This window comes from Corynebacterium alimapuense, assembly GCF_003716585.1.
Taxonomy (GTDB): domain Bacteria; phylum Actinomycetota; class Actinomycetes; order Mycobacteriales; family Mycobacteriaceae; genus Corynebacterium; species Corynebacterium alimapuense.
Genome location: NZ_PTJO01000003.1, coordinates 685,413 through 708,980, shown reverse-complemented (window position 1 = coordinate 708,980; position 23,568 = coordinate 685,413). Strand labels below are relative to the sequence as shown.

Below are 23,568 nucleotides of genomic sequence, written 5' to 3'. Positions count from 1 at the left end.
ACCGTTACCTGTATTTTCTTATGAGGCACTGTAAGGTTAGGCCTCATGAAGATGAGATCTCGGGCCCTTGTTGCTACCACCACCGCATTCGCACTGATTGCGGGGACGTTTTCTCCGGCCTTAGCAGCGGAAGCACCCGCTGATGGAGATGACCTGTGCCCATCAGTAGTTGTGGTGGCGGCGCGGGGAAGCGAACAAAATGAGGAGTTCCCTCCTACTAGCTACGCGGAAGGCTCACCATGGGTGTCTAATGGTTTTGAAGGCCCAAATATTAAGGGCTTTTTGAAACGGGCGCAGCAGCACCATCTGGACACTACCGGTGAGTCATTGATGGAAGACGTGCTGGTGATGGGCCTTGACGATGAGATCTATCCGGCAGATTTCCCAGTTCCGAAATTGGCAGAAGACGATGAGGAGCTAGAAACGCTAGAGATGGTTCGCCGGGTGCAGGTGCTATTAGCCGAGACTCCGGCCCAAGAGATTGTCGGAGATTCGCTGCAGTCTTTTGCCAAGAGCCTGCGTTCCGGAGTGCGCGGAGTCCGAGGGATGATCGAAGGCTATGAAGCCTCGACTGGCTGTGCGCCCGGATATATCTTGATTGGATATTCTCAGGGTGCGTTGGTGCTTGCTCCGCATGAAAAATGGTTGCAGGAAAGTGGTCGATTGGTGGGCAGCATCTACTTCGGTAGTCCACTGGTGACTGCCGGAGACCGCACTGCCATCGGAACAGCCGCTCATGGCGGCATGCTGAAAACATCTTCGGAGAATGCTCCCGATTCCGGCAATGTCAACAAGCTGAACTACTGCCTTCCGGATGATTTTGTTTGTGATCTTTCGGTGGATGCCGTTTCTAACGGGATCCAGGGCGCTTCTGGTGGAGTTCACGCTACTTATTTCCTCGATGGCCAGACTCAGCCAGAAGATGCCTCTGTCGCCGAACGCTTCGCGGGGTGGGTTAGCGGTTATACTTCTCGTTCATGAACTCCCGCAGGCGCATCGGCGTCATGGGTGGAACCTTTGACCCGATCCACCATGGACACCTAGTAGCTGCTAGCGAAGTTGCTGATCGGTTTTCATTGGATTCAGTCATCTTCGTTCCCACCGGTCAGCCTTGGCAAAAGGCACATAAACAAGTCTCGCCAGCAGAGCATCGCTATCTCATGACAGTGATCGCCACTGCCTCCAATCCGCGGTTTATGGCCAGCCGCGTGGATATTGACCGCGGGGGGGATACCTACACCATCGACACACTGCACGATCTGCGGAAGCAAAACCCGGATGCGGATTTGTTTTTCATTACTGGTGCGGATGCCTTGAGCTCGATTGTGACGTGGCGTGATTGGGAGCAGATGTTTGACTTGGCGCATTTTGTCGGTGTGACCAGGCCTGGTTATGAATTGACCGAAGAAATGCTGCCCCAGGTCCACCAACAACGCGTTGATCTGATTGATATTCCGGCCATGGCGATCTCCTCTACTGATTGTCGGAATCGCTCCAGCCAAGGCCGCCCAGTGTGGTATTTAGTGCCTGATGGGGTAGTGCAATATATTGCGAAGAATGACCTGTACAGCTCAAAGTAGGATATTTGGGCCTATCCGTGGGAAACTGGGGATTGAATTATCTCTACCGCATCAAAGATGAGGACATTGCGTGACTGTTTCTGACCAATCCCGCCGCCTGGCCGTTGTTGCCGCGCTGGCAGCCGATGAGAAACTGGGGCACAACATCATCGCCCTGGATGTCTCCGATGTTATGGGCATCACCGAGGTGTTCGTTGTCGCCTCCGCTGAGAGCGAGCGCCAGGTTTCCTCGATCGTTGAGGAAATCGAAGATAAGCTGACCGAAGCTGGCGCCGAGCCAATTCGTCGTGAGGGCAACCGCGAAAACCGCTGGGTGCTGCTCGACTACGGCTCTCTCGTCGTTCATATTCAGCGTGAAGCTGAGCGCGAATTCTATGGCCTGGATCGGCTCTACCGTGATTGCGCGGCCATTGAGATTGAAGGCATTGAAACTCCGGAGCGTCCCGGAGACTGGACCGCGGATGACGTTGATGTCCGCAAGGTCGATTCCATCGATCAGATTCCCCTCGCTTCGGCTGCTCCGGGGGACGAGGACGAGGAGGACTAAGTTACATGACCCGCCGCTTGGTATTGGTCCGACATGGTCAGACTCATTACAACGCCACCCGCAGGATGCAGGGGCAGCTCGACACCGAGCTGTCCGCTCTCGGCCGGGATCAGGCGCGCGCGGCGGGCCGGTTGCTTATCGACGCAGGCATCTCCCGCATCGTTTCCTCCGATCTTTCCCGTGCCTTTGACACCGCAAGCATCATCGCAGAGGTCTTAGGACTGGACGTCGTTAAGGATTCTCGGCTGCGAGAGACCCACTTAGGACAATGGCAGGCGAAGACCTCCATGGAGGTCGACGCCGAGCTACCTGGTGCTCGCGCAGCCTGGCGCCACGACGCAACGTGGGCCCCGCCAGGCGGGGAATCTCGCGTGGAGGTAGCCAAGCGTGCGCGGCCGGTCGTTGAAGAATTGATGGAAAGCTATGAAGGCTGGGATGGAAACGCCGTACTCCTAGTCGCTCATGGCGGCACGATCTCGGCATTGACTTCCCATCTTCTCGGCCTGGATGTTTCCATGTATCCGATTTTCTCGGGGCTTAACAATGCTGGTCGCTCAGAGCTGACCGCACGCCCGCGCTACCAGCCGGGCAGTCCAGATGCACTCGATGACGTCTCTCATGGAGTCGAAGGCGATGGCCGAGTCGGCCCGCCCCGATTTACCCCGGAGACAGTGACCGATGCCCAGTGGTACCTCGACGGATGGAACATGGGATAAATGCCAGTCCGCATCGTTACGGATTCCTCCGCCAGTCTGTCCGAGGATGTCATCGAAGAGCTAGGCATCACGGTCGTTGATTTGCACGTGATGGAAGACGAAGAAAGGCACGAGGCGTTTACCTCGGGGCTGTCTGCTCTTGAGCTGACTGCAGCCTATGCTCGTCAGCTCGAACGCGGCGGTGATGAAGGAGTCTTGGCACTGCATCTGTCTAAGAATCTCTCCTCCACGTGGTCGGCAGCAGTACAAGCAGCAGCAGTATTCCCCGACAATATGGTCAGGGTGCTTGACACCGGCTCTGTTGGGATGGCCATTGGCGCGGCTGCCATGGCAGCCGCGAAGCTAGCCAGCCAAGGCAAAGATCTAGACACCTGCCAGGAGATGGCGATAGACACGCTGGAGCGCTCTTCAACGTGGATCTATCTCCATCGGATCGACGAGATTCGTAAATCCGGAAGAATTTCCGCCACCACCGCAGTCCTGTCTGCCGCATTGCTAGCAACGAAGCCGATCATGCAGATCAAAGATGGCCGGCTGGAGCTAGTGGGTAAGACTCGTACTCAATCTAAAGCATTCACCAAGCTCGTTGAGCTGGTTATTGAACGCGCTCATGAAGATCCGGTCTTTATTGCTATTCAGCACAATGAAGCTGAAGAATCTGCTGGAGATCTCCGAGATATGTTCGAGGAAGTCTTGCCAGAGGGCTCAAGCTTCATGACTATGCCGATGGAAGAGACTCTCTCAGTGCACACCGGTGAGGGTGCGGTTGGGGTTTCTGCTGTGTTTGCAGATCGTCCAGAGGACTTCTCCACAGTTAGTTGATGCTTGGACATGATTGTCCACAGGTTTCTAAAGCGGTCCTACCTTGTAGGTGGCTGAGTACCTAGCGTGAGCGGCATGAGTGCTGCCGTTGATCGTTTGAAAGATCTCACCCGTCCCACTGGAGAAGAAGATCTCCTCGACGTTGCCTATCCCACCCCGCGGTTTTCGCTGAGCCTGCGGCATGCGGTCTTTGCTACCTGCTTAGTGGCCGTACTGCTTGGCGGTTGGTTAGTGCTCCGAGGTGATCCTGCGGATAGTTCGCTTCCGGTGGCAGACCAAGCGCTGCCGGCGCTCTCTTCGGTGAGCGAAGTTCCAGCTGAGCCGCTGGTGGTGTCAGTGGTAGGAGAAGTCGCCCGACCCGGTCTGATCACCTTGCCACCGGGTTCTCGAGTCGATGACGCGCTCGCTGTGGCTGGGCCACTACCTGGTGCACAGTTGGCGTCTGTGAATCTGGCTCAATTGATGATTGATGGCCAACAATTGTTAGTCCCTGCTCAAAGCGCAGAACTGGGTGGTGCGGAAGACACATTGGCTCTGGATGGCTCGGGTAATTCGTTGGTCTCACTGAACTCGGCTTCCGCAGCGGAGCTGATGAGTCTTGATGGAGTAGGTGAAAAAACCGCCGAAGAGATCATTTCCTATCGGGAAAGCTCGGGCGGATTTAGCACCCTTGATCAACTCATGGAGGTCAAAGGAATTGGGCCAGCGAAGTTTGAGGCGATGGTGGGTCGGGTCAGTTTGTGAGCGAACTGCGTCTGGTTCCTGGTGCGCTAGTGGTCTGGGCTGTGACATTGTTTCTGCTGTTCTATGGGGCGGAAATGGTGACAGTGCTGGTAGTGCTATTGGGACTGGTTATTGTCGCGGTGGTGTTGGTGTGGTGCCGGCAATCGGGTCAGGCGCTATTTACTACTGCGGTGGGGGCTACCGCAGTGGCGCTGACGGTGGTTCGGATTCAGCAGGCGGCGCGATGGATTCCTGCGAAACCATTGCTGGGAGAAGTCTCTGCCGCACCGGTTGAGGTGAGCTCTGGCGGATATCTGGTGCGGTTAGCTGTTGATGGTTATCCCGCAGTATTGCCGGTGTTTAGCGAGTTGGCGCCGGAGCACTTAGCTATAGGAAGTCAGGTACTAGCCCAGGTGAATATGAGCTCTTCGCAGCGGCCTGGGGTGGGCGACCAAGTGGCGACTGGTGAGCTTCAGCTGGTTGAGGGACCGACTGGAATGGCCGCGTTTGCAGCGCAGGTTCGTGAGTCGTTTTCACAGTCTGTTGTGGCGTCGGTGGGGACGTCTTCGCAGGGGTTGATTCCTGGGATGGTGTTGGGGGATACCAGTGGGCAGTCGGTTGCAGAGCGTGAGCTCTATATTGTGACTGGGCTCAGCCACCTTAGCGCTGTGAGTGGGGCGAATGTAGCGATTGTGACTACCGCTGCGGTCTTGGTTTGTCGGCTTTTGACTCTGGGGCCGCGGATTCAGATCGGGGTGGCTACCGGTGCACTGGTGGGATTTGTTGGATTGGTGGGGACTGAACCAAGTGTGTTGCGGGCCTCGGTGACTGGATTAGTGGGGCTATTAGCCGTCCTTAACTCTTCCCGGATGGAGCCGATCCACGGCTTGAGCTTGGCAGTGATCGGTTTGATCTTCTGGGATTCCGATCTAGCTGCCTCTTATGGCTTCGCGCTGTCGGTGGCAGCTACCGCGGGGATCATTGCGTTGTATCCCTTGCTCTATCGCCCGTTGGCGGCTACTGGTTTGCCAGCGATTCTCATGCGAGCGGTGGCTGTGGCAGTAGCCGCCGATATTGTCACCATGCCAATTATCGCGTTGATGGCAGGCGAAGTCTCGTTGGTATCAGTGGTAGCCAATGTCCTGGTGGCGGTAGTGGTACCTCCAGTAACGGTGCTGGGATTACTAGCTGCTGGACTATCGATGCTTCCAGGAGGACTAGAAGTGATCCTGCTGTGGGTGATCGAGCCCTGTACGTGGTGGATCCATCAGGTGGCCTCAGTCGGTGCTGGGCTGGGTTTAGCTACGGTGTCTGCCTCCCCGGCATGGGTGCTAGTGGCCTACGGGTGGATCATTGCTGCGGTGGTTGGCGGACATGCGGGAAAGACGTTGGTGGTATTGGCCATCTGGTTTGTTGTTGCCGCTCGTGGAGAGCAGACCGCACCTGAGCTAGACATAGGGGAGCTTTCAACTCATGTGGTCAAGACCGTGGAAGATCTAGAGAGTGTTCCACCAGGTACTCACGTGATCATCGTGCTTGATAGTTCTGGGCAGGCTGCGCAGCGGCCGACGGTGACAAGGCAGGGGATTCCGGTGCTATTTCCCCATCGTGACGGAGAAGTCACTGTGCATAGTGATGGCACCCAGCATGCTGGTGACGGGAGGTTCTAAAACAGAGGTGTGGCACGATAGTAGTCATGTCTGTGGGCCCTGTTCACCTGATCCTTGGCGAGGATAGCTTCCTTGCTGAACGCATTCGCCAATCCCTGGTTTTGGCCGTACGTGAAGAACTTCCAGCGGGCGCGGAGTTGGAAGTGACCACTCTGCGTGGTTCCTATGTCACCGTTCCTGAGCTTATTGATGCCACCAGCCCCTCTCTCTTTGGCGAGGATCGTGTGGTGGTCTTTACCCGGATGGAACTAGCCGGCAAAGAGCCCACCGAGATTTTGCTCAAGGCTTGTCGTGATGTGGCGCCTGGGATTCATCTGGTTATTCAACACACTGGTGGCGGCCGGCAGAAAGCGATGGTGGCTAAGTTTCGGAAGCTCGCCCAAGTCCATGAGGCCAACCCACTCAAGCCACGGGATCGTCCAGCCTGGGTAACTAATGAGTTTCGTACCCACGGAGTGCGTCCCACTCCGGATGTAGTGCACGCGCTGCTTGAGGGGGTGGGTTCTGATCTTCGAGAGCTGGCCTCCGCTGTATCTCAGCTGGTCTCGGATACCAATGGTGAGGTCACTGTGGCTACGGTGCGTTCCTATTACGAGGGCGTTGCCGAAGTTTCTGGATTTGATATCGCGGATTTGGCAGTCAATGGTCAGACTGCGCGTGCGGTAGCTAGTACGCGCCGCGCATTGCAGCTGGGCATGAACCCAGTGGCGTTGGCTGCAGCGCTCAGTAGCAAAGTCGGGGCGATTGCCCGACTATATTCCACCCGTACCAGTGACTATCGCTCTTTGGCTGGATCGTTGGGGATGCATCCCTTCGTGGTGGAAAAGACTGCAAAAGTTGCTCGGCGCTGGTCGGGAGATGATGTTTCCAAAGCCGTCATGGTCGTTGCGGAACTCAATGCCGAGGTAAAAGGGCAGGGTGGAGACCCAGAGTTCGCTATCGAATATGCAGTACGTCAGATCTCTGAGCTTGCGAGATAGACTAAGCAGCTATGAGTGAGATTCCCGATGATGTCCGCGAACTAGCCACCCGCTTGTTCGATATGGCGCGCACAGGTGAGCCGGTATTGCTTGATTACGTTGACAACGGCGTCAGCCCAGACCTAGCCAATGAAGACGGCAATACCTTGCTGATGTTTGCTGCCTATAGCGGGCATGCTGACTTGGTCCGTGGTTTGGTGGCGCGCGGCGCGGGCGTCGATAAGCAAAATCAGCGCGGACAAACACCACTGGCTGGTGCGCTGTTTAAGAAGTACGACGAAGTAGTCGATGTGCTCATCGAAGCGGGATCAGATCCGCACGCAGGTCACCCTTCTGCGGTGGAGACCGCTCGAATGTTCCAGATGACCGATGCACTCATCCGCCTCGGTGTGGAGGAGTGAACTTAGCGCAACTGGGTGCTTTATTGGCGCTGAATCTGGCAGGTGCCGCATCCCCTGGACCTGATGTTTTATTGATCACCCGGATGGCTACGCGCTCGCGTCGACACGCACTGGCGGCGACCGCAGGCATCCAAATTGGAGTGTTGTTTTGGTGCACCCTTACCGTTTTGGGAGCCGCAGCACTGCTTAATGCTTTCCCAGCGATCTTGGGACTGGTGCAGCTCATCGGCGGCGGATGGTTGTTGTGGATGGGCTACCAGCAGATCGTCGGTGGTCTAGCTCAGCGGCTCAACCCGCCAGCCAATGAGACTGAAGCTATCGCCAGGCTGGGATCCTTGCGCTCAGCATTTTGGTACGGACTCAGCACCAATCTGTCCAACCCGAAGATCGTGCTGTACCTCTCGGCGATGATTGCCCCACTATTGCCCGCCGAGCCATCGCTAAGCTTGTCTGTCTTAGTAGTCGCTTTGTTGGCACTATCGGCGTTGGTGGCGCAGATGACGATGGCGCTGGTGATATCTACTTCCGCTATGCGACGTCGCCTACTAGCGTGGGGCCCGAGCATTGACATCATCTCAGGAGTCCTATTTTTGCTGGTAGGTGCAATATTGCTGATGCGAGGAATGGCTGACCTACTCTGAGTAGGGCAAAGAAAACCCGGTTCCTGGTGAACCAGGAACCGGGAATCTTAAGCAAGAAGGGTATTAGCCCAGCTTGTTGAAAGCCAATGCCATGTTGGACTTCTTGTTGGCGGCGTTGTTGCGGTGCAGAACACCCTTGGTGACGGCCTTGTCCAAGGCGCGGCCTGCGGCACGCAGCTGGAGCTCGGCAGCAGCCTTGTCGCCGGCCTCGACGGCCGCGCGGAACTTGCGGGCCTCGGTGCGGACAGCGGAACGAACAGCCTGGTTGCGCTGGCGAGACTTCTCGTTGGTGAGAACGCGCTTCTGCTGGGACTTGATGTTAGCCATGAAAAATACCTCTTGGTCTCGAAGAAAATGGTGTTGGTAACCCACCAGCCGGATACACCCCTGGCCACTAGGGCCATTCGGCGCTGACAACTGATAAACGGACCCAAGGTCCTGCCCGTCCCAGTCAACGCATCCAGAAGATGAATAACAGATAGATCCTAGCAGTTGCTAAGTACTAGCTCAAAGTACTGAGGCTAATTTCTCTAGCCCCATTGGTAGCGGGAGCGTAGCCGGTTGGCAATGCGGTCGAAGCGCCGCTGGGGAAAGAGCGCACCTTGGCGGCGAACTGCTAATTCGGAGACCTCCAGCACTCGGTCGAGCCGAACCCAACACTGCCTACCTGCGGGGTCCCACTCGCCAGCACCGATATCCAGCCAGGCGTCGTCATTTTCATGTTTCGGGTTGGGCGAAATCAGCAGGCCCAAGACAGCATGACGGTCCCTTCCAATCACCAGCATGGCGCGTTCGCGAGGTAGTTTTTCGGCCCCATCTGTAGGAGTCCAGACCCAGACGACCTCTCCGGGTTCGGCCTGGCCATCCATATCGGGGGCGTAATAGACGTTGCGAGAAATTCTCCCCGTCGCCTCAACACGAATCTTTGCGGCTTGAGTTCGGCCGATGTCGCCTTGGTGGCCACTATTTAACCCGAGCCGGTCATTGATCCTAGACAAGCCGGTCTCAAGTGGGGATGAGGTAGGCCCTGCTAACAGCTGGCGAATGCGAGTCTTAAACCCCGGCTTTTCGGCATAAGTGTCGCTGTCGGTGTGTGACCGTGGTGTCTTAATGCCCATCTGGAAACCATCCTGGAAAGAGCTGGTGGGGTAAACCTTTGGTCCAGTGTATCGGTTGCTAAAAGACGCGGGGCGTCCTAGTGGAGGCAATAGCGCAAGTACCTTGGAGCGGCGCCCCCGGAGGGCAGCCGTTTAGCTTTGTCGGACCTGCAGGTACAATGCGTTGAGAGAGGTAGATCGCAATTTATGTGGACTTCCCCCTGCGGCCGGTCACTGAGGTGCCCGTCCAGCCCGATCGGATAAGGAATCAGTTGACCAGGAAATTTGCAGAGCAGACGTTCACCGATCCCGCCCGGATCCGAAACTTCTGCATCATCGCGCACATCGACCACGGTAAGTCGACCCTCGCGGACCGCATTCTCCAACTTTCGGAGGTGGTTGATGTCCGTGACATGCGCGCGCAGTACCTCGACAACATGGATATCGAGCGTGAGCGCGGAATCACCATCAAGGCGCAGAACGTGCGTCTGCCGTGGATCCCGCGATCCGGCCCGCTGCTGGGCCAAGAGATTGTTATGCAGATGATCGATACTCCTGGCCACGTTGACTTCACCTATGAAGTCTCCCGTGCACTGGAAGCCTGTGAAGGTGCCATCTTGTTGGTCGATGCTGCTCAAGGTATTGAAGCCCAGACACTAGCTAACCTCTATATGGCTATTGATAAGGACTTGGAGATCATTCCGGTCCTCAACAAGATTGACCTTCCCGCAGCTGATCCGGATAAGTATGCGCTTGAGGTAGCCAATATCATCGGCTGCGAACCCGAAGAGGTCCTTCGGGTGTCTGGTAAGACCGGCGTTGGCGTTCCTGAACTGCTAGATCGAGTATGCGAACTATGCCCACCGCCGAGTTCTGACTACAACGTGGACGCACCTGCACGTGCGATGATCTTCGACTCTGTCTATGACACCTACCGTGGCGTGGTCACCTATATTCGTATGATGGATGGCAAGTTGACCCAGCGTCAGCGCATCAAGATGATGTCTACTGGTGCGGCCCACGACTTGCTGGAAATCGGCATTGTTTCCCCAACTCCGAAAAAGTGTTCCGGGCTGGGGCCAGGCGAGGTTGGATACTTGATCACCGGTGTGAAGGATGTTCGTCAGTCCAAGGTCGGCGATACCGTCACCTGGGCGGTCAACGGTGCAGAAGAAGCACTACAGGGATATGCCGAACCTAAGCCCATGGTGTACTCAGGCCTGTTTCCCATTTCCCAGGGAGATTTCCCGGCATTGCGGGAAGCTCTGGAAAAGCTACAGCTCAACGATGCCTCGTTGACTTGGGAGCCAGAGACTTCTGTGGCTTTGGGCTTTGGTTTCCGTTGTGGCTTCCTTGGTCTGCTGCATATGGAGATCACCAGGGATCGCTTGGAGCGAGAATTCGACCTAGATTTGATTTCCACCTCTCCGTCGGTGGACTACCGAGTCGTTGCGGAAGATGGTTCAGAACACCGCGTGCATAATCCTTCGGATTGGCCGGGTGGAAAACTGCGGGAAATTCATGAGCCGATTGTTAACGTCACCATCATCGTGCCGAGCGAGTTTGTTGGCACCACGATGGAGCTGTGCCAATCCAAGCGCGGCGAGATGCAGAACATGGACTACCTGTCTGAAGACCGCGTCGAACTTCGATACATCATGCCGCTGGGCGAGATTATCTTCGACTTCTTCGACATGCTCAAGTCCCGGACTAAGGGCTATGCTTCCCTCAACTATGAGGAGGTCGGCGAGCAGACTTCTGATCTGGTCAAGGTGGATATCCTTCTGCAGGGCGAACCAGTCGATGCTTTCTCCGCCATTGTTCACCGTGATAATGCCCAGTGGTACGGCAATAAGATGACTGTGAAGCTGAAGTCATTGATCCCTCGCCAGCAGTTCGAGGTGCCCGTTCAGGCTGCTATCGGCTCCAAGGTTATTGCCCGTGAAAACATCAGGGCTATGCGTAAGGACGTCCTAGCCAAGTGTTATGGCGGTGACATCTCGCGTAAGCGCAAGCTTCTAGAGAAGCAAAAAGCGGGTAAGAAGCGGATGAAGCACATCGGTTCGGTTTCTGTTCCACAGGAAGCGTTCGTCGCGGCACTGTCTACTGACGGTTAAGGTGACTTCACGGATGAAAAATCTCCCCCTCACTGCCAGATTTCGAACTGGTTGTGAGGGGGATTATCGGTGATGCCGTGGTGGCTTGGATTCGAGTGGTTATTCGCACCGCGGTGCTGGCCAGTTTTCTGTAGCAACCGACTAGAAGTGCGGTGCTAATTACCCGCTAATTCCCGAGATCACGGTAGCGCCACTGACAGCGCTACCGAAGGGAGCTTAGTACAAGGAAGATTTAACGGAAGTCCAAGCCAAGGGCAGCTCTTCTTGGTAATTAGGCCAATTGTGCACGCCAGGACCTTTGTAGTGGACCACATGATGAGTCATCCCCAGGTCGGTCATCGCTGCATCGAGATCCTCGGTGCAGCTGAGAACTCCTCGTTCTAGGACAGAACCCGCAGTCATACTGATTACATCGCCAGCGTAGTGCGCCCGGTTTGTCTCAGTGATTGCGCCGTCAGCGGCAGAGAGATAAACCGCCATGTCGGCTAGACCTTCGGGATGGCTGACTACGTCGTGGTCGATCCACTCTTGGGAACCGAATGTGCCCCACATATTCTCGACGTCGCCACCACGTGATCCGGTGACTAGATTGACCATCTGCCGACCGATGGGGTCGAGGGTGGAATAGCATCCGGAGATGCCGAAGGTAGCGTCGAACATATCGGGGTTGGAATTGGCGAGATTCACCGCGCCGATGGCTCCCATCGAGAGACCGCCGACTCCGCGTTTGCCGTTGAAATTGAGCTCTGACTCCGCTTCAAGCAGAGGCGCAAGCTCTTCAACAATGAAGGTCTCCCACATATTCACGCCCAATGCGGGATCCTCGGACACCCAGTCTGAGTATAGGGAGCCGGGAGCCTCATTCGGCAATACCAGAGTGACATTCTCCTCTGCGAATACTGAATTGGCATCTCCCTCCCGGAACCACCCCGAGTTATAGGGAGCGCTGATTCCATCAAATAGATAGAGCATGGGGGAATTTGCAGTGGAATCTGCGGATTTCATGATTTGGACGGAGACATCGCGTTGCATATTCGGGGAGGCAACGGTCCAGCGTTCGAGCCGCTGTTCAGCATCGATGACACTTTTGTCGACGATCTCAGCGGTATCAATCTGGCGAGTTGCCAAAGGATAATCAGAATCGCTGGAGGTAAGCCCTCCACCCAGTGGAATCTCTGAGGATCCCAACAGTGATAGCGAACTGAGGGTGGCATCAAGAGAAGAACCAGAAGAAGCTATTGACTGGCTGGAGCTGACAACGGACCCTTCGCCGAAAGCGATGGATCCTTGAAGGGTTTCGAAGGCTTCATCAGTGCTACTTTGCGCAGCGGCAGGTGAAGCAGCACCTACTGCGAGGGCGGCAGCTGCGATAACTGAGAAAAAAGTGCGGGATTGTTTATGCATCACTCAAGGAATCTAACTTAAAGGTTTTACTTTTCCCAAAGATTGAGATCTATTATTAGCCTTTTCTAAGGCTGGATGTTTAATTGATGCCTTTTCTGTGATTATCCACTGTGATTATGCTCAGCGTTAAGACATCAAGATTGCAGTGAAGCTGAGGTCGTTGATCCTTGGTTGGTGGATTGAGGAAGCGTGTTGAGATCATCGGCACTATTCCTATTGCGCAGGGGGCGTTCATCGCAGCATTGTCTCCTGGCCGGTGAAATGCGTTCTTGTGGATCAAAAAAAGATCGCTCTCCAAGCCAGTCGGTGAACCTAACGGGCGTTGAAAAGGGGGATTTTTGCCGTTGTAGTGTTCATTCGCGCTGCATGTCTTGCGGTGGACCTAGAGGAATAGGTGGGAGGTGCAGTGCGAGTGAACAGCTATTTCCCGGGATCACGATGATTGCCAGTAAATGTGACAACTGGCCATAGTCGATAACGTCGAGGACGGGTTCGATCGTGTTCCAGGTATACACACCGTCTCCCTTGTCGTTGATGGTGTAAGTTCTCCTCGCTCATTCCCAAATCGCTCAGGGCTTGGTCAAGGTTCTGGGTGCAGCTGAGCTACCGCTTTCTAGGACTGCGCCGGTTGCCAGCGCGATGACGTCATCGCAGTAGGACTCGCCTTCGAAAGCTGCGGTTGCTCCGCTAGAAGCGCTGGATAGTCCATCGGCACTTTGAGCAAGGCAGAGTTTATGGTGGCTAGCGCGTGGGGGCCGGCGGCAGTGGCTGAGATGGGGGTGCGGGAAAATTCATGTTTCGCAGGGAGTGGATTTCGCCTATTGGTGTAATTCTGACTAAGGGGACAGTTATAAGCACTCCAGTAGGCTGTTGACTTCTCTAATCATTGGGCCACCCCGCAGAGCGTGGAGGCTCATGGTCTCTGTGGTTCTCTCAGTGAAGGTGCGGCGGATTTGGGAAGGTGGCTCAGACCCTGTTAGGGGCATAGGACATCGTCTTGTCGTTTCATCGCTGCCCAAAATTGGATCATCGAGTTCTTTTGACCTAAATAAAGGACTGCAAGATGCCTGGTGGTCTCGATGTGAGAGAGATGAACCTCCGCGCAGTCGGTTATCGCCTAGATCTTAGGCGCATCAGAAAGGCGCAACTTCCTCACGGACAATCGATCCATGGCGACGACCCTTGATTCGGATGATGACTGCGGTCAGGCTGATGAGCATAGTTAGGCCGGTGGCGATAAGGATGGCGTGCATGCCTAAGTTTTGGTAGGTCATCGCACCAAAGAAGGCTCCGGCGGACAAGCCCATCCACATTTTGAAATGCCCTAACCAAGCCTCATGCGTGCCGCCGAAGAAGGCATCGACAAAACGTTGACCCATCTTTACCAGCGTGCCGGTCATGTAAGTCAAGGGGATCGACACTTCCCCGGATCGTTCGAAAATGCTGTTCATGGAGCCGATGCCCAAGGAGGCAACGATGATGGCGGCACGGGGGGCGTCGATAAGCACGAGGATTGAGGAAAGTGTAAATAGCACGCAGAGGTTTGCCATCACCACCTCACGAATCCGATCCGGATGCAGGCGTTGCATCGCCAGACGCCTAACTAAAGCGCCTTCCATGACGCCGATGATGAAGAAGAAGACCGCGGAGCCCGCCAGCCAGGCTAGAGCGGTGTCGCCTTCAATCGCAGAGGTGGCGATTCGGGTGGTGTTGCCGGACATGAAGGAAAGGAACACGCCACCGAGGAAGATGAAGCCGACAGAGTCGAGGAATCCGGCGATGAACGCGAAACTTACCGCCAGATTCTTCTCGGCGGCGGTGTAGCTGCGCACGTGAGACTACTTTCTGGAGCTGATGAGTAGATCTTTGACTCATCTAGTCTAGTGCGCGATGACAGGTTCTGTGTCCCCTCTGAGGATGTCTTCAATTTCCGCGGCCGCGCGGAATACCGCCTCCCAGCGGAAGTCAGTGTCCATGGGCTCGCCGGATTTATAGCGCAGGAACCAATCGGTATGGCGGCTGCGTTGGGGGACCCACAATCTTTCTAAAGCGATATAGGCAGCGGCTTCAGATTCCGGGCCGCGTAGCGTGCCTGGTTCGGACTCTGGGCCCCAAAATTTCTCGACGTATCCTAGCGAGATTTCGGCCAAGCAGCGGGCGATCTCGACGACGGCGTCTCTTCCGATATCTGGATGGAGACGGATGTGGTACCACGCAATTGTGTTCGTAGTACCGGGATGCGGACGTTCCCCGGCTTGAGGGTAGTAGTCCGGATGGCACCACGAAGTTGCATCTTCACGGATCAATTCCCAGCTGGCGACGGCGCCAACCTTCCAGAGATTGCCCAACATTTCTATCCTGCGCTGGGGGATCCGGCGTCCGCGTTCGCTGGTGGTGAAATTTGCATACCTCGGGGAGGGTGCGGTGGCGGAACCTAGCCGCCGGCGCCAGCCATTGACGCACTTGTCATGCGGGATGAGGTGGGTAGCCTCATCGGAAACTCGCCGGGTATGTGCGGAGAGATAGTGATCGGCAAGTGTCACTGGGGCGGTAGATTTTTCCCGAGGTACTTCCAGCTTTATAGCGGGGGCATCTTCGGTTGGGGCATAGCCAAAGGCTTCCCACTCGGAGAGGGGACGCAGCTGCAAGCCGGCTACTAGCCCCCGAATGGAATTGAAATCCTGAAAATGGGAAAAATCCACTGACCCAGAAAGCTGAATGGAGGCAGAAAGCGCCTGCGGAATGGACAGCTGTGGCATAGCTCGGATCAGTTCCACAGTGAACTGGTCCGAGCGGGCACGGGCCTTAAGATCCATGGCAGGACACATCCCTTACGATGTAATAGTGCTATAGATCACATCGTAGTGGGAGTTCTGGCTGGAGTAAAGGGTCTAGCGCGGGGTGCCATCGTGGGCATCATCAGTCCACGAACCAGGATTTTCGGTCTCAGGCTTAGTATCATCCGTAGTCTTCGCGCTATCTGTGGAGCCAGCGGTCCAACCGTCGGCATATTCGCCAGTGTCGTAGTCGTACTCGACATTGTTGCCGAATTCATCGGTGCGTTGGTACCAGTCGGTCACCGAGTCCTTGGTGGAGTCAAAGCTTGCTCCGGCTCCACGGCCTTCTGGGGCATTGGCGACAGTGAGCTCAAAATCATCGCCGTATTCTTCGAGTCCGCGGAAGACCGCATTTTCGACGGCCGTCCGAGCATAGGTCCGGCGAATGGCTGCCGGGTCGCTATGTAGGTCACGGACAAAGGCGACCATCATGACTAGCAGGAGCACTGAGAATGGCAAGGCGATGAGGATGGTGAGGTTTTGCAAGCCGGTCAACGTGGTCGAACCACCAGCCAGCAACATGACCACAGCGATGCCCATCATGCACAGGCCCCAGAACACCACAACTGCCTTGTTGGGCTCGGGATCTCCCTTGGAAGACATGGTGCCCATCACTACCGAAGCAGAATCAGCCGAGGTGACGAAGAAGATCGCCAAGACTGCCATAAGCAGGAACGGAGTGATTTGTGCCAGCGGCAGCTGAGCAAACATGTCGAAGAGGACTTGCTCATAAGAATCGGTGCCATCGAATCCTTCTACGCCTTCTTGGCTAAGGCGGATAGCGGTGCCACCAAATACTGTGAAGGCCAAAACCAGAATAGTCGTCGGTGCCAACATGGTCACGAGAACGAATTCGCGCAGGGTTCGACCACGGGAGATCTTAGCGATGAACATGCCCACAAACGGAGTCCAAGCGATCCACCAAGCCCAGTAGAAGGCGGTCCACCAGCTTTGGAACTCAACCGTTTCTTCGCCCCAAGACAGTGACTTGCTGATCATCGGCAAAAGTTCGTCGAGGTAGACGGCGACACCGGAAGGAATGAGGTTAAACAGGAACAACGTGGGGCCGAATAGAAACACGAAGGCCACAAGGCCCAGTGTGAGGCTGATGTTGATATTCGAAAGATAACGGATACCGCGAGAGACACCAGAGACTGCAGAGATAATGAACGCTATCGCTAGCACGCCAATGATGATCAGCAGAGTGTTATTTGCCAGCGGTCCTGCTCCGGAGATGATCTCCACTCCATGGCCGATTTGGACTGCAGACAGACCCAAAGTTGCGGCGGTGCCGAACAGGGTGGCAATGATGGCCATGATGTCGATGAGCTTGCCCATGGGGCCATCGGTATCGCGAGAACCAAACAGTGGCTTGAAGACTGAGGAAATTAGCGGGACTCGGCCACGACGGTAGGAAGAATAAGCAATCGCGCCGCCCACCAAGGAGTACATTGCCCAGGGGGACAGGCCCCAGTGGAAATGAGCCTGTGCCATTGCCTGGTGGATGGCCTCAGGAGTGCCAGCCTCCGCGGTATGCGGAGGAGGTGAGAGGAAATAGGTCATAGGCTCGGAGGGGCCGTAGAAGAAGATACCGACACCGATGCCAGCGCCGAACATCATGGCGATCCAGCTGAACCGGCTGTACTCCGGTTTGGTGTCATCGGTACCTAGTCGGATGCGGCCCAATCGGGAAAATCCGATATAGAGCATGAGGATTAGCCCGATAGTCATGACGAAGTTGAGCAGCCAACCAGCGTTGGTCATTGCCCAACTAAAGGCAGTGGAGGATACTTCAGAAACTGATTCGGGGGAGATGACACCCCAAGCGATGAATGAGACGATAAGCACCGCGGTAACAAAAAAGATGATCTTATCTATGCCAAAGAGATTGCGCTGCTCCCCAACATCGATGCCACGGACGAGTCCTGGGTGAAGGTCGTGCGGATAGTTGGAAATAGAATGATCTGAGTCCGATTGAGCGGACTCGGTACTGTCAGGCTGTGAGGGCACAGGTAGTTACCTTTCGATGGCCCCTTGACAGGCCAAATTAGGAGTGAATTAGTTCTATTGTTGGGCACTGACTCATCAACCGCAAACCAGGGCAGTGTTTCTTGGGTTCAGTTGAGAAAAACACCAGTGACGTCTATTTGCGACAGAATCGGGTGCCTAGGTGAGTTTGGGTGGGGTGTCACAGCAGTCATATCAAAGGCACATTGTCCAGTGCTTGCAGGCAAAGAAGCACTATTTGCGCAGGTGACTAGTGGGTGCCTTTGGCTCACCCAGCTAGCCTTGGTCCTCTCGCGCACAGGCCGCCAACGTGGTGGGTTTCCCGTAGAAGTTCTAGGACTTGCTTCGGCACGAGAGAGATGGGTCCTTGAACTTCTGAGGAACTGGTTGGCAACAACCAGAGTGTGATCTGAAGTCTGATCGAAGGTAACGGTTGAGATTGCCCATCGCGGCGGTCGCCACTCCTGCCGGGAGGCGGCGTTCGTTGCGAGGTTTTTTTAAGATTCAGTCGATTGAATCCCTTTTGCCAGAGTCGTAATTTCCGTGAGTGAGGGCTGTTGATCTGGGTGAGCTTCGCAGTGATCGAGGATCGCATATCCCACCCGTTGGAGGCTGAGATGATCCGACCAACGTTGTTGGGCCAATTGTGGGCTATTGGCAGCTAGGGACTGCGCAGCTCGCCGTTCGCTCAAAAGTTCATATTGCAAATCGCGGCGCAGTTCGAGAGCTTGATCCGGGATATAAGTCAACAAGGTACCCAGCAGCGCTCCCATCGCTCTGCGGCATCGGTGCTGTAGTCGTGAGTGATGAAAAGGCTCGGCATTCGGTTTGTAGAGCCACAGTGCTCCCAGTGCGAAAACTACCGATAGCAGGATCTCAATTGTGCGGTCGATAGCTGTTTGTGCAGCCGACAATTCCATCGCCCCACCAAGCATGAGTGCGATGGGGGTGGTGAAAATAACGGCGAAGGCGTAATTGCGGCCAACGAAAATCTCAGAGAAAAATAGGCAGGCCGAAATCGCAAGCATTAAGGCCCAACCGTCGAGCTCTAGTGCGTAAAAAACCATGTAGAGCCCAATGCCCAGGATCGAGCCCAATAGTCGGTGGAGTCCGCGGATGGTGCCGGGAATGCGCTCGGGTCCCCACATTAAAATGAGCAACGCTGAGATGATGGCCCAGTCTGGGCGATCTAGTCCGAGCAGGATACTGGCTAAACCCGCGCCAAGGCAGGCAATAACTACTCGAATAGCGGTCATCGAGGCGTGGCTATAAGAATGTACGGAACGATAGAGGCGATAGCTGATCGACGGTCTGGCATGGGGGATTCGTAGCCGCGAAGGGTCAATATAGGAGACGGTGTCAGTCAGATCGTTGGCAGGAGAATACTCTCCAGAGTGTGCGCGAGCGAGTATGGCTTGTGCGTGGAGAGTGCGGTCTACTAAGCCGCGACGGCGGAGATCTTTTATTCGCCCGGCATGGATCACTCCGGCATCGACCAAGGTGAACCAGGTGTGGTTGAGCGCGGCTTGGGCCTGGTGGATCAATGCGAAAGGAACTGGGGATCCCGGTGGCGATTGCTCGAGATTCGCCACTGTGTGCTCGAGCACTTTGAGGGCTTGTTCTTCTGGACCGCGGGGGAAAAATAGTGCCGGAGTCATGCCGACGACCACTGAAGAAGCGACTCCTAGAAGTGACCAGGCGGCTACCTCTACCGGGTTGAGGCCTAGTCGGTAGGTCATGGTGGAAGCTCCAGCCACCAGCAAGATGAACCACGGCCCAGGCGGTGGCAACCGCAGGGCGTTAGCGATGTAGACCCCAACCCCAGCGATGGTGGTGGTAAACGCAACAGTGATCATCAGCCACCAGCTGCTGCCGCCTGCGTAGATCTGCCCCCAGACGACGGTCCCGACGAAGGCACCAGCCATCGCTCCGCTAGCGAAGAATGCGCCAGCAATCAGTAGTACCTTCCACCGAGCTCGGTAGGCATAGCCCTCGCCGTAAATCACGGTGAAGGATCCAGCTGCGATTAACAGCAGCTCCACGTGCAGCCCGAGGGCTAGGGCAATCGTTGAGGGAAGTGCCATCGATAAGCCAGCGCGCAGCGCGCTGGGCCAGCGGGGTCCTGGGGTGTTGAACGCAGTAAACAGCTGCCAGGGCCGAGGTCTAGCAGGAGGTGCATCGATGGGGCTCTCATGCGCGCTCATAGGTCGGGAGGTCCTTATCTCGGCGGATAATTAACTGCTGCTCGCCAGGGTATGTCGACGTCGAGGCCAAGGTGGCATAGGGCTCTTGAACCAATTTATATACAGGCTAGTTCACAAGGTATAGACAAATCGGTACATAAGGTCTAATGTCACCGACGAAATGGTGAGACTTTAACGAAAGGCAGATTCATGATCTTGACCGGTTTAGTCGTGGGCGCAGTCCTCGGCATCGTCCTGCAACGCGGGCGGTTCTGTGTAACCGGCATGCTGCGTGACATCTTCTTGCAGAAGACCTGGCGGAATTTTGTGGCGCTGTTGATCGTCATCTCGGTGCACGCCATCGGTATCGCCGCGTTGACCTCCGCCGGTGTTATCTCCCCGAATTACAACACCTTCGCACCGTTTGCCGTAGTTATCGGAGGCTTCCTCTTCGGCATCGGAATCATCCTTGCTGGTGGTTGCGCATCCGGCACCTGGTACCGATCTGCCGAAGGCCTAGTTGGCTCGTGGATCGCTCTGCTGTTCTATGCACTCTCAGCCGCTGCGATGAAGACTGGCGCTTTGGTGCCGCTGACTGAATGGATGACCTCCTACCGCACGGAGCTGACCACTATCCCAAAGACCTTCGGGCTCTCGGTATGGTTCTTCGCTATCCCGCTGGCTATTGGCACTTTCCTGCTGGCTCGTCACTTCCTTGCTAAGGAAGCTGCTCAGCCGAAGATTGCTACCTTGACCGGATCAGTATGGAAGCGACCGCTGCATGTCTACACCGCTGGCGTCCTCGTCGGCATTATCGGAGTCATCGCCTGGCCACTCTCAGCCGCCGCCGGACGCAACAGCGGCCTGGGTATCACCACCCCGACCGCCAACCTGGCTATCTACACCGTCAACGGCGACACCGACAGCATCGACTGGGGCGTCATGCTCGTACTCGGCCTGTTCATTGGCGCCTTCTTTGCTGCTCGTGCCACCGGTGAATTCCGGGTTCGAGTCCCCGATGCTAAGACCGCCACTCGGGCGATTTCCGGCGGCAGCCTCATGGGTATTGGCGCCGCACTCGCTGGCGGCTGCACCGTGGGTAACGGCATGGTTCAGACCTCATTGTTTAGCTACCAAGGCTGGGTTGCCCTGATCTTTATGGGCTTGGGAGTTGGCGTTGGTGCCAAGCTCTGGCTTAAGCCGGCTAAGGCAACCTTGACGGACGACTCTGGTACTTACTCGACTGAGGATTCCCTCGGAGAGCACCTCACTTCCGCTGAGGACTCTGTCCTCACCAGCACCGACGACGCTACTGAAGACAACACCTCCCCGGCATTCTCCGTGGCGACGGGAACAATAGCGCTAAAGACCAAGTCACGCTCGGTCGATAAGGCTCGCTCGCTCGGACAAGGTCGCTACGCCCTCGACACTCTCGGGGCAGTCTGCCCCTTCCCGCTCATTGAAGCTAAGGATGTGATGGACAGCCTCGAAAGTGGTGAGGAACTGGTCATCGATTTCGACTGCACCCAGGCTACCGAATCCATCCCGCGGTGGGCGGCCGAACAAGGCCACGAGGTCACTGATTTCCACGCCGACGGTGACGCCGGCTGGCAGATTAGCGTTCGCAAGGGCTAAATCTTTCGCACAATCAGCATTCGGCCGGGGCCGGTGAAGACTATGCATGTAGTCTCCACCGGCCCCGGCTTTGGTGCTTTTTGCCGAAACTAGGAAACTAAGAAACTAATTAGCCTCAATCGCGTTGACCGTGACCTCCATGACAAGCCTGCGGGTTTCTCCTGCTGCGATACTGACTCCCTGGTGAGCTGGGCCGAGTAAAGCTGGTTCCACGCAGAGGAAATTCGACCATTCACCTGATCCGATATCAGCCATGCTCGCTGCGGCCTGTTCCCCCGGATTCCATACCACGGTGGAATCTGCGCCTTGAGCGGTGATCGTGATGCTGCGCCCCAAACCATGGTCGACCAAGCAGGTCGAATGGGTTTCGAGGAAAATCCGGTCATATTCTCCAGAGATATTCACCAGGCCAGATTGCGTGAAATAATCACCACTGACGCGGTCGAGCGCTTCCACGTCAGCTAATCCACTGAGCGTGACTTGCTCAACATCGCTGACTAAGAAATAAGGATGAAAAGCCAGTTGCACCGTCTGGCTGTGTGCGCTGTCATTGTGGGCGGAAAGCTCCACGCGGACTCCATCGGGAAGTTCTGTGGCGCGATAAGTCAGCGTTATCCCATCCACGCTCAGCGTAGATTCCGCTCCCGAGTCGGTGACCTGTACCTCCCAGGGTTTGGTCCGCGCCCAGCCATGTTTAGGGCTTAACCCCAGAATGTCGGCGAACCAGGGTGCGATGACTGGTACCCCACCCCGGATGGCTTGGGCAGGTGGGAAACCAGTTGTCGAAGAGAGATAAAACAGTTCACCGAGGGAGGTTTCGGCGCTGATCAAATGAGATCCGCCACGGTTGAGCTGCAGGCGGCCAGTGGATAGGAGCTCGTTCATAGCTTCTAAGCCTAACCACTACTCTGGATTAAATGTCGGCACTTCACACCACCACGACCATGAACTTCGGACTCACCGTCCGAGAACACACCCTCACCGTTGATTGGGATCGTACTCAGCCAGGCGAGAGCCTAGAGATTTTTGCCCGTGAGCTCTCTCGGAATGATGAGCTACCCGCTTTGTTGTTCCTCCAAGGCGGGCCCGGACACGGTGCGCCACGGCCCACCGCCCTAGACGGCTGGCTTAACGAGGCGCTCAAAGACTACCGGGTGATCTTGTTTGATCAGCGCGGTACTGGCCGTTCCACTCGCATCGATCGCCACGCTGATCCGGCGCTTCTCGACGCCGCCCATCTCTCGCTGCTGCGCGCCGACCATATCGTCGAGGACGCGGAAGAACTACGCAGCGCACTCGGTTTCGATAACTGGGATGTCCTGGGACAATCTTTCGGTGGATTCTGCATCACCACCTATCTTTCCCGGCATCCTGAATCGATCCGCCAGGCCTTTTTTACCGGCGGATTGCCCAGCATTGACACTCATGCGCGGGATCTTTACCGAGCAACCTATGGCAAGCTGGCCGCCCGGCACGAGGTCTTCTACGAAGAGGTGCCATTTGCCCAGCAGCGCATTCGAGAAATCTGCCACCATCTGGATAACTCGGATGAACGACTGCCCACTGGGGAGCGGCTCAGTTCACGTCGGTTCCGGACCATCGGCATCGAGCTAGGACGTGGCCAGGGAATCCGCGCACTGGCTAATGTGCTCGAGGCGCCCTTCCATGAGTTCCGTGGCGAGCGACGCCTCCGTGGCGATACTCTCGCCGAGCTAGGCGAACGTCTGTCGTTTGAAGCAGCGCCCCTCTACGGCGTTATTCATGAATCGGTCTACGGCGGAACCGCCCCAGGTCCTACTGATTGGGCAGCACACCGAGTACGCGAGGAGATCGAGGGATTCGAAGAAAACCTGGACCCGATCCATAGCTCACGGTTCTTCCTCACCGGCGAGCACATCTTCCCCTGGCAGTTCGAGGAGGACCCGGCGTTGCAGCCATTCCAATCGGTGGCCGAACAATTAGCACAGCGGGAATGGCCAGCACTCTATGACGAGGAAACGATGGCCAGTGCACCCGTGGTTGCTGCAGCTGCGGTCTATACCAATGACATCTTTGTTCCCCGAGAACTTTCCTTGGAAACGGCTTCGAAGTTGAGCAACTGCCACGCCTGGGAAACCGCCTCCTACCAGCATGATGGTCTGCGTGTAGAGGGCGCAAAGATCTTCCGTGGACTCAAAGAAATAGCGGAGCAGTCGAGGAGTTAGAATA

The 23,568-nt window shown here is 56.0% G+C and carries 21 protein-coding genes; 13 read left to right on the top strand and 8 right to left on the bottom strand.

Features of this window, described 5'->3' with window-relative positions:
* The first annotated feature begins 45 nt into the window (after positions 1–45).
* From C5L39_RS04635 to C5L39_RS04590, 10 genes are all read left to right on the top strand, one after another.
* Positions 46–981 (top strand): hypothetical protein, encoded by a 936-nt coding sequence (locus C5L39_RS04635; RefSeq protein ID WP_123047677.1) that lies wholly within the window; start codon positions 46–48, stop codon positions 979–981.
* Positions 978–1,580, top strand: coding sequence for a nicotinate-nucleotide adenylyltransferase (nadD, locus tag C5L39_RS04630; RefSeq protein WP_123047676.1), 603 nt, complete (start codon positions 978–980; stop codon positions 1,578–1,580). Before C5L39_RS04635 ends, nadD begins: the two co-directional genes overlap by 4 nt.
* A gap of 70 nt (positions 1,581–1,650) precedes the next feature.
* Positions 1,651–2,127 (top strand): ribosome silencing factor, encoded by a 477-nt coding sequence (rsfS, locus tag C5L39_RS04625; protein WP_123047675.1) that lies wholly within the window; start codon positions 1,651–1,653, stop codon positions 2,125–2,127.
* Between the two features lie 5 nt (positions 2,128–2,132).
* A complete protein-coding gene (locus tag C5L39_RS04620) occupies positions 2,133–2,843 on the top strand; it encodes a histidine phosphatase family protein (protein ID WP_123047674.1) in 711 nt (236 codons plus the stop codon).
* The gene (locus tag C5L39_RS04615) at positions 2,844–3,665 is read left to right on the top strand and encodes a DegV family protein (RefSeq protein WP_123047673.1); all 822 of its coding nucleotides are present in this window, start codon (positions 2,844–2,846) and stop codon (positions 3,663–3,665) included.
* 75 nt (positions 3,666–3,740) lie between these two features.
* Entirely contained in the window at positions 3,741–4,409 is a 669-nt protein-coding gene (locus C5L39_RS04610; RefSeq protein ID WP_123047672.1) for a ComEA family DNA-binding protein, read from the top strand.
* Positions 4,406–6,058, top strand: a complete 1,653-nt coding sequence (locus C5L39_RS04605) for a ComEC/Rec2 family competence protein (RefSeq protein WP_123047671.1) — start codon at positions 4,406–4,408, stop codon at positions 6,056–6,058. The genes C5L39_RS04610 and C5L39_RS04605 overlap by 4 nt, the downstream gene beginning before the upstream one ends.
* Positions 6,059–6,084: 26 nt before the next feature.
* The gene (holA, locus tag C5L39_RS04600; protein WP_123047670.1) at positions 6,085–7,038 is read left to right on the top strand and encodes a DNA polymerase III subunit delta; all 954 of its coding nucleotides are present in this window, start codon (positions 6,085–6,087) and stop codon (positions 7,036–7,038) included.
* Between the two features lie 11 nt (positions 7,039–7,049).
* Positions 7,050–7,439 carry an ankyrin repeat domain-containing protein gene (locus C5L39_RS04595; RefSeq protein ID WP_123047669.1) on the top strand — a complete coding sequence of 130 codons (390 nt, stop codon included), beginning with the start codon at positions 7,050–7,052 and terminating at the stop codon, positions 7,437–7,439.
* On the top strand, positions 7,436–8,080 hold the full coding sequence (locus tag C5L39_RS04590; protein WP_123047668.1) for a LysE family translocator: 645 nt from the start codon (positions 7,436–7,438) through the stop codon (positions 8,078–8,080). The genes C5L39_RS04595 and C5L39_RS04590 overlap by 4 nt, the downstream gene beginning before the upstream one ends.
* A 63-nt stretch (positions 8,081–8,143) precedes the next feature.
* Here the strand turns inward: C5L39_RS04590 and rpsT are convergent, their stop codons facing one another.
* Positions 8,144–8,407, bottom strand: a complete 264-nt coding sequence (rpsT, locus tag C5L39_RS04585; RefSeq protein WP_123047832.1) for a 30S ribosomal protein S20 — start codon at positions 8,405–8,407, stop codon at positions 8,144–8,146.
* 203 nt (positions 8,408–8,610) lie between these two features.
* On the bottom strand, positions 8,611–9,198 hold the full coding sequence (locus C5L39_RS04580; protein ID WP_123047667.1) for a type II toxin-antitoxin system PemK/MazF family toxin: 588 nt from the start codon (positions 9,196–9,198) through the stop codon (positions 8,611–8,613).
* A gap of 251 nt (positions 9,199–9,449) precedes the next feature.
* Here C5L39_RS04580 and lepA point away from each other — a divergent pair, with 251 nt between their 5' ends.
* Complete coding sequence (gene lepA / locus C5L39_RS04575; protein WP_123047831.1) at positions 9,450–11,294, top strand: translation elongation factor 4; 1,845 nt, start codon at positions 9,450–9,452, stop codon at positions 11,292–11,294.
* A 216-nt stretch (positions 11,295–11,510) separates the two neighbouring features.
* Here the strand turns inward: lepA and C5L39_RS04570 are convergent, their stop codons facing one another.
* From C5L39_RS04570 to C5L39_RS04550, 5 genes are all read right to left on the bottom strand, one after another.
* A complete protein-coding gene (locus C5L39_RS04570; protein WP_123047666.1) occupies positions 11,511–12,698 on the bottom strand; it encodes an alpha/beta hydrolase in 1,188 nt (395 codons plus the stop codon).
* A 1,133-nt stretch (positions 12,699–13,831) separates the two neighbouring features.
* Positions 13,832–14,530, bottom strand: a complete 699-nt coding sequence (locus C5L39_RS04565) for a YoaK family protein (protein ID WP_123047665.1) — start codon at positions 14,528–14,530, stop codon at positions 13,832–13,834.
* Positions 14,531–14,578: 48 nt separating this feature from the next.
* Positions 14,579–15,514: a hypothetical protein gene (locus C5L39_RS04560; protein ID WP_123047664.1), complete on the bottom strand. Its 936-nt coding sequence runs from the start codon at positions 15,512–15,514 to the stop codon at positions 14,579–14,581.
* A gap of 75 nt (positions 15,515–15,589) precedes the next feature.
* A complete protein-coding gene (locus tag C5L39_RS04555) occupies positions 15,590–17,545 on the bottom strand; it encodes a BCCT family transporter (RefSeq protein ID WP_123047663.1) in 1,956 nt (651 codons plus the stop codon).
* 494 nt (positions 17,546–18,039) lie between these two features.
* Positions 18,040–19,746 carry an FUSC family protein gene (locus C5L39_RS04550; RefSeq protein WP_123047662.1) on the bottom strand — a complete coding sequence of 569 codons (1,707 nt, stop codon included), beginning with the start codon at positions 19,744–19,746 and terminating at the stop codon, positions 18,040–18,042.
* A gap of 189 nt (positions 19,747–19,935) precedes the next feature.
* Between C5L39_RS04550 and C5L39_RS04545 the strand changes: the two genes are divergently transcribed.
* Complete coding sequence (locus tag C5L39_RS04545; protein ID WP_123047661.1) at positions 19,936–21,360, top strand: YeeE/YedE thiosulfate transporter family protein; 1,425 nt, start codon at positions 19,936–19,938, stop codon at positions 21,358–21,360.
* Positions 21,361–21,465: 105 nt separating this feature from the next.
* Here C5L39_RS04545 and C5L39_RS04540 read toward each other — a convergent pair whose 3' ends face one another.
* Positions 21,466–22,245, bottom strand: coding sequence for an aldose epimerase family protein (locus C5L39_RS04540; RefSeq protein ID WP_123047660.1), 780 nt, complete (start codon positions 22,243–22,245; stop codon positions 21,466–21,468).
* A 32-nt stretch (positions 22,246–22,277) separates the two neighbouring features.
* Here C5L39_RS04540 and C5L39_RS04535 point away from each other — a divergent pair, with 32 nt between their 5' ends.
* Positions 22,278–23,564, top strand: a complete 1,287-nt coding sequence (locus C5L39_RS04535; protein ID WP_123047659.1) for an alpha/beta fold hydrolase — start codon at positions 22,278–22,280, stop codon at positions 23,562–23,564.
* The last annotated feature ends 4 nt before the right edge of the window (positions 23,565–23,568 follow it).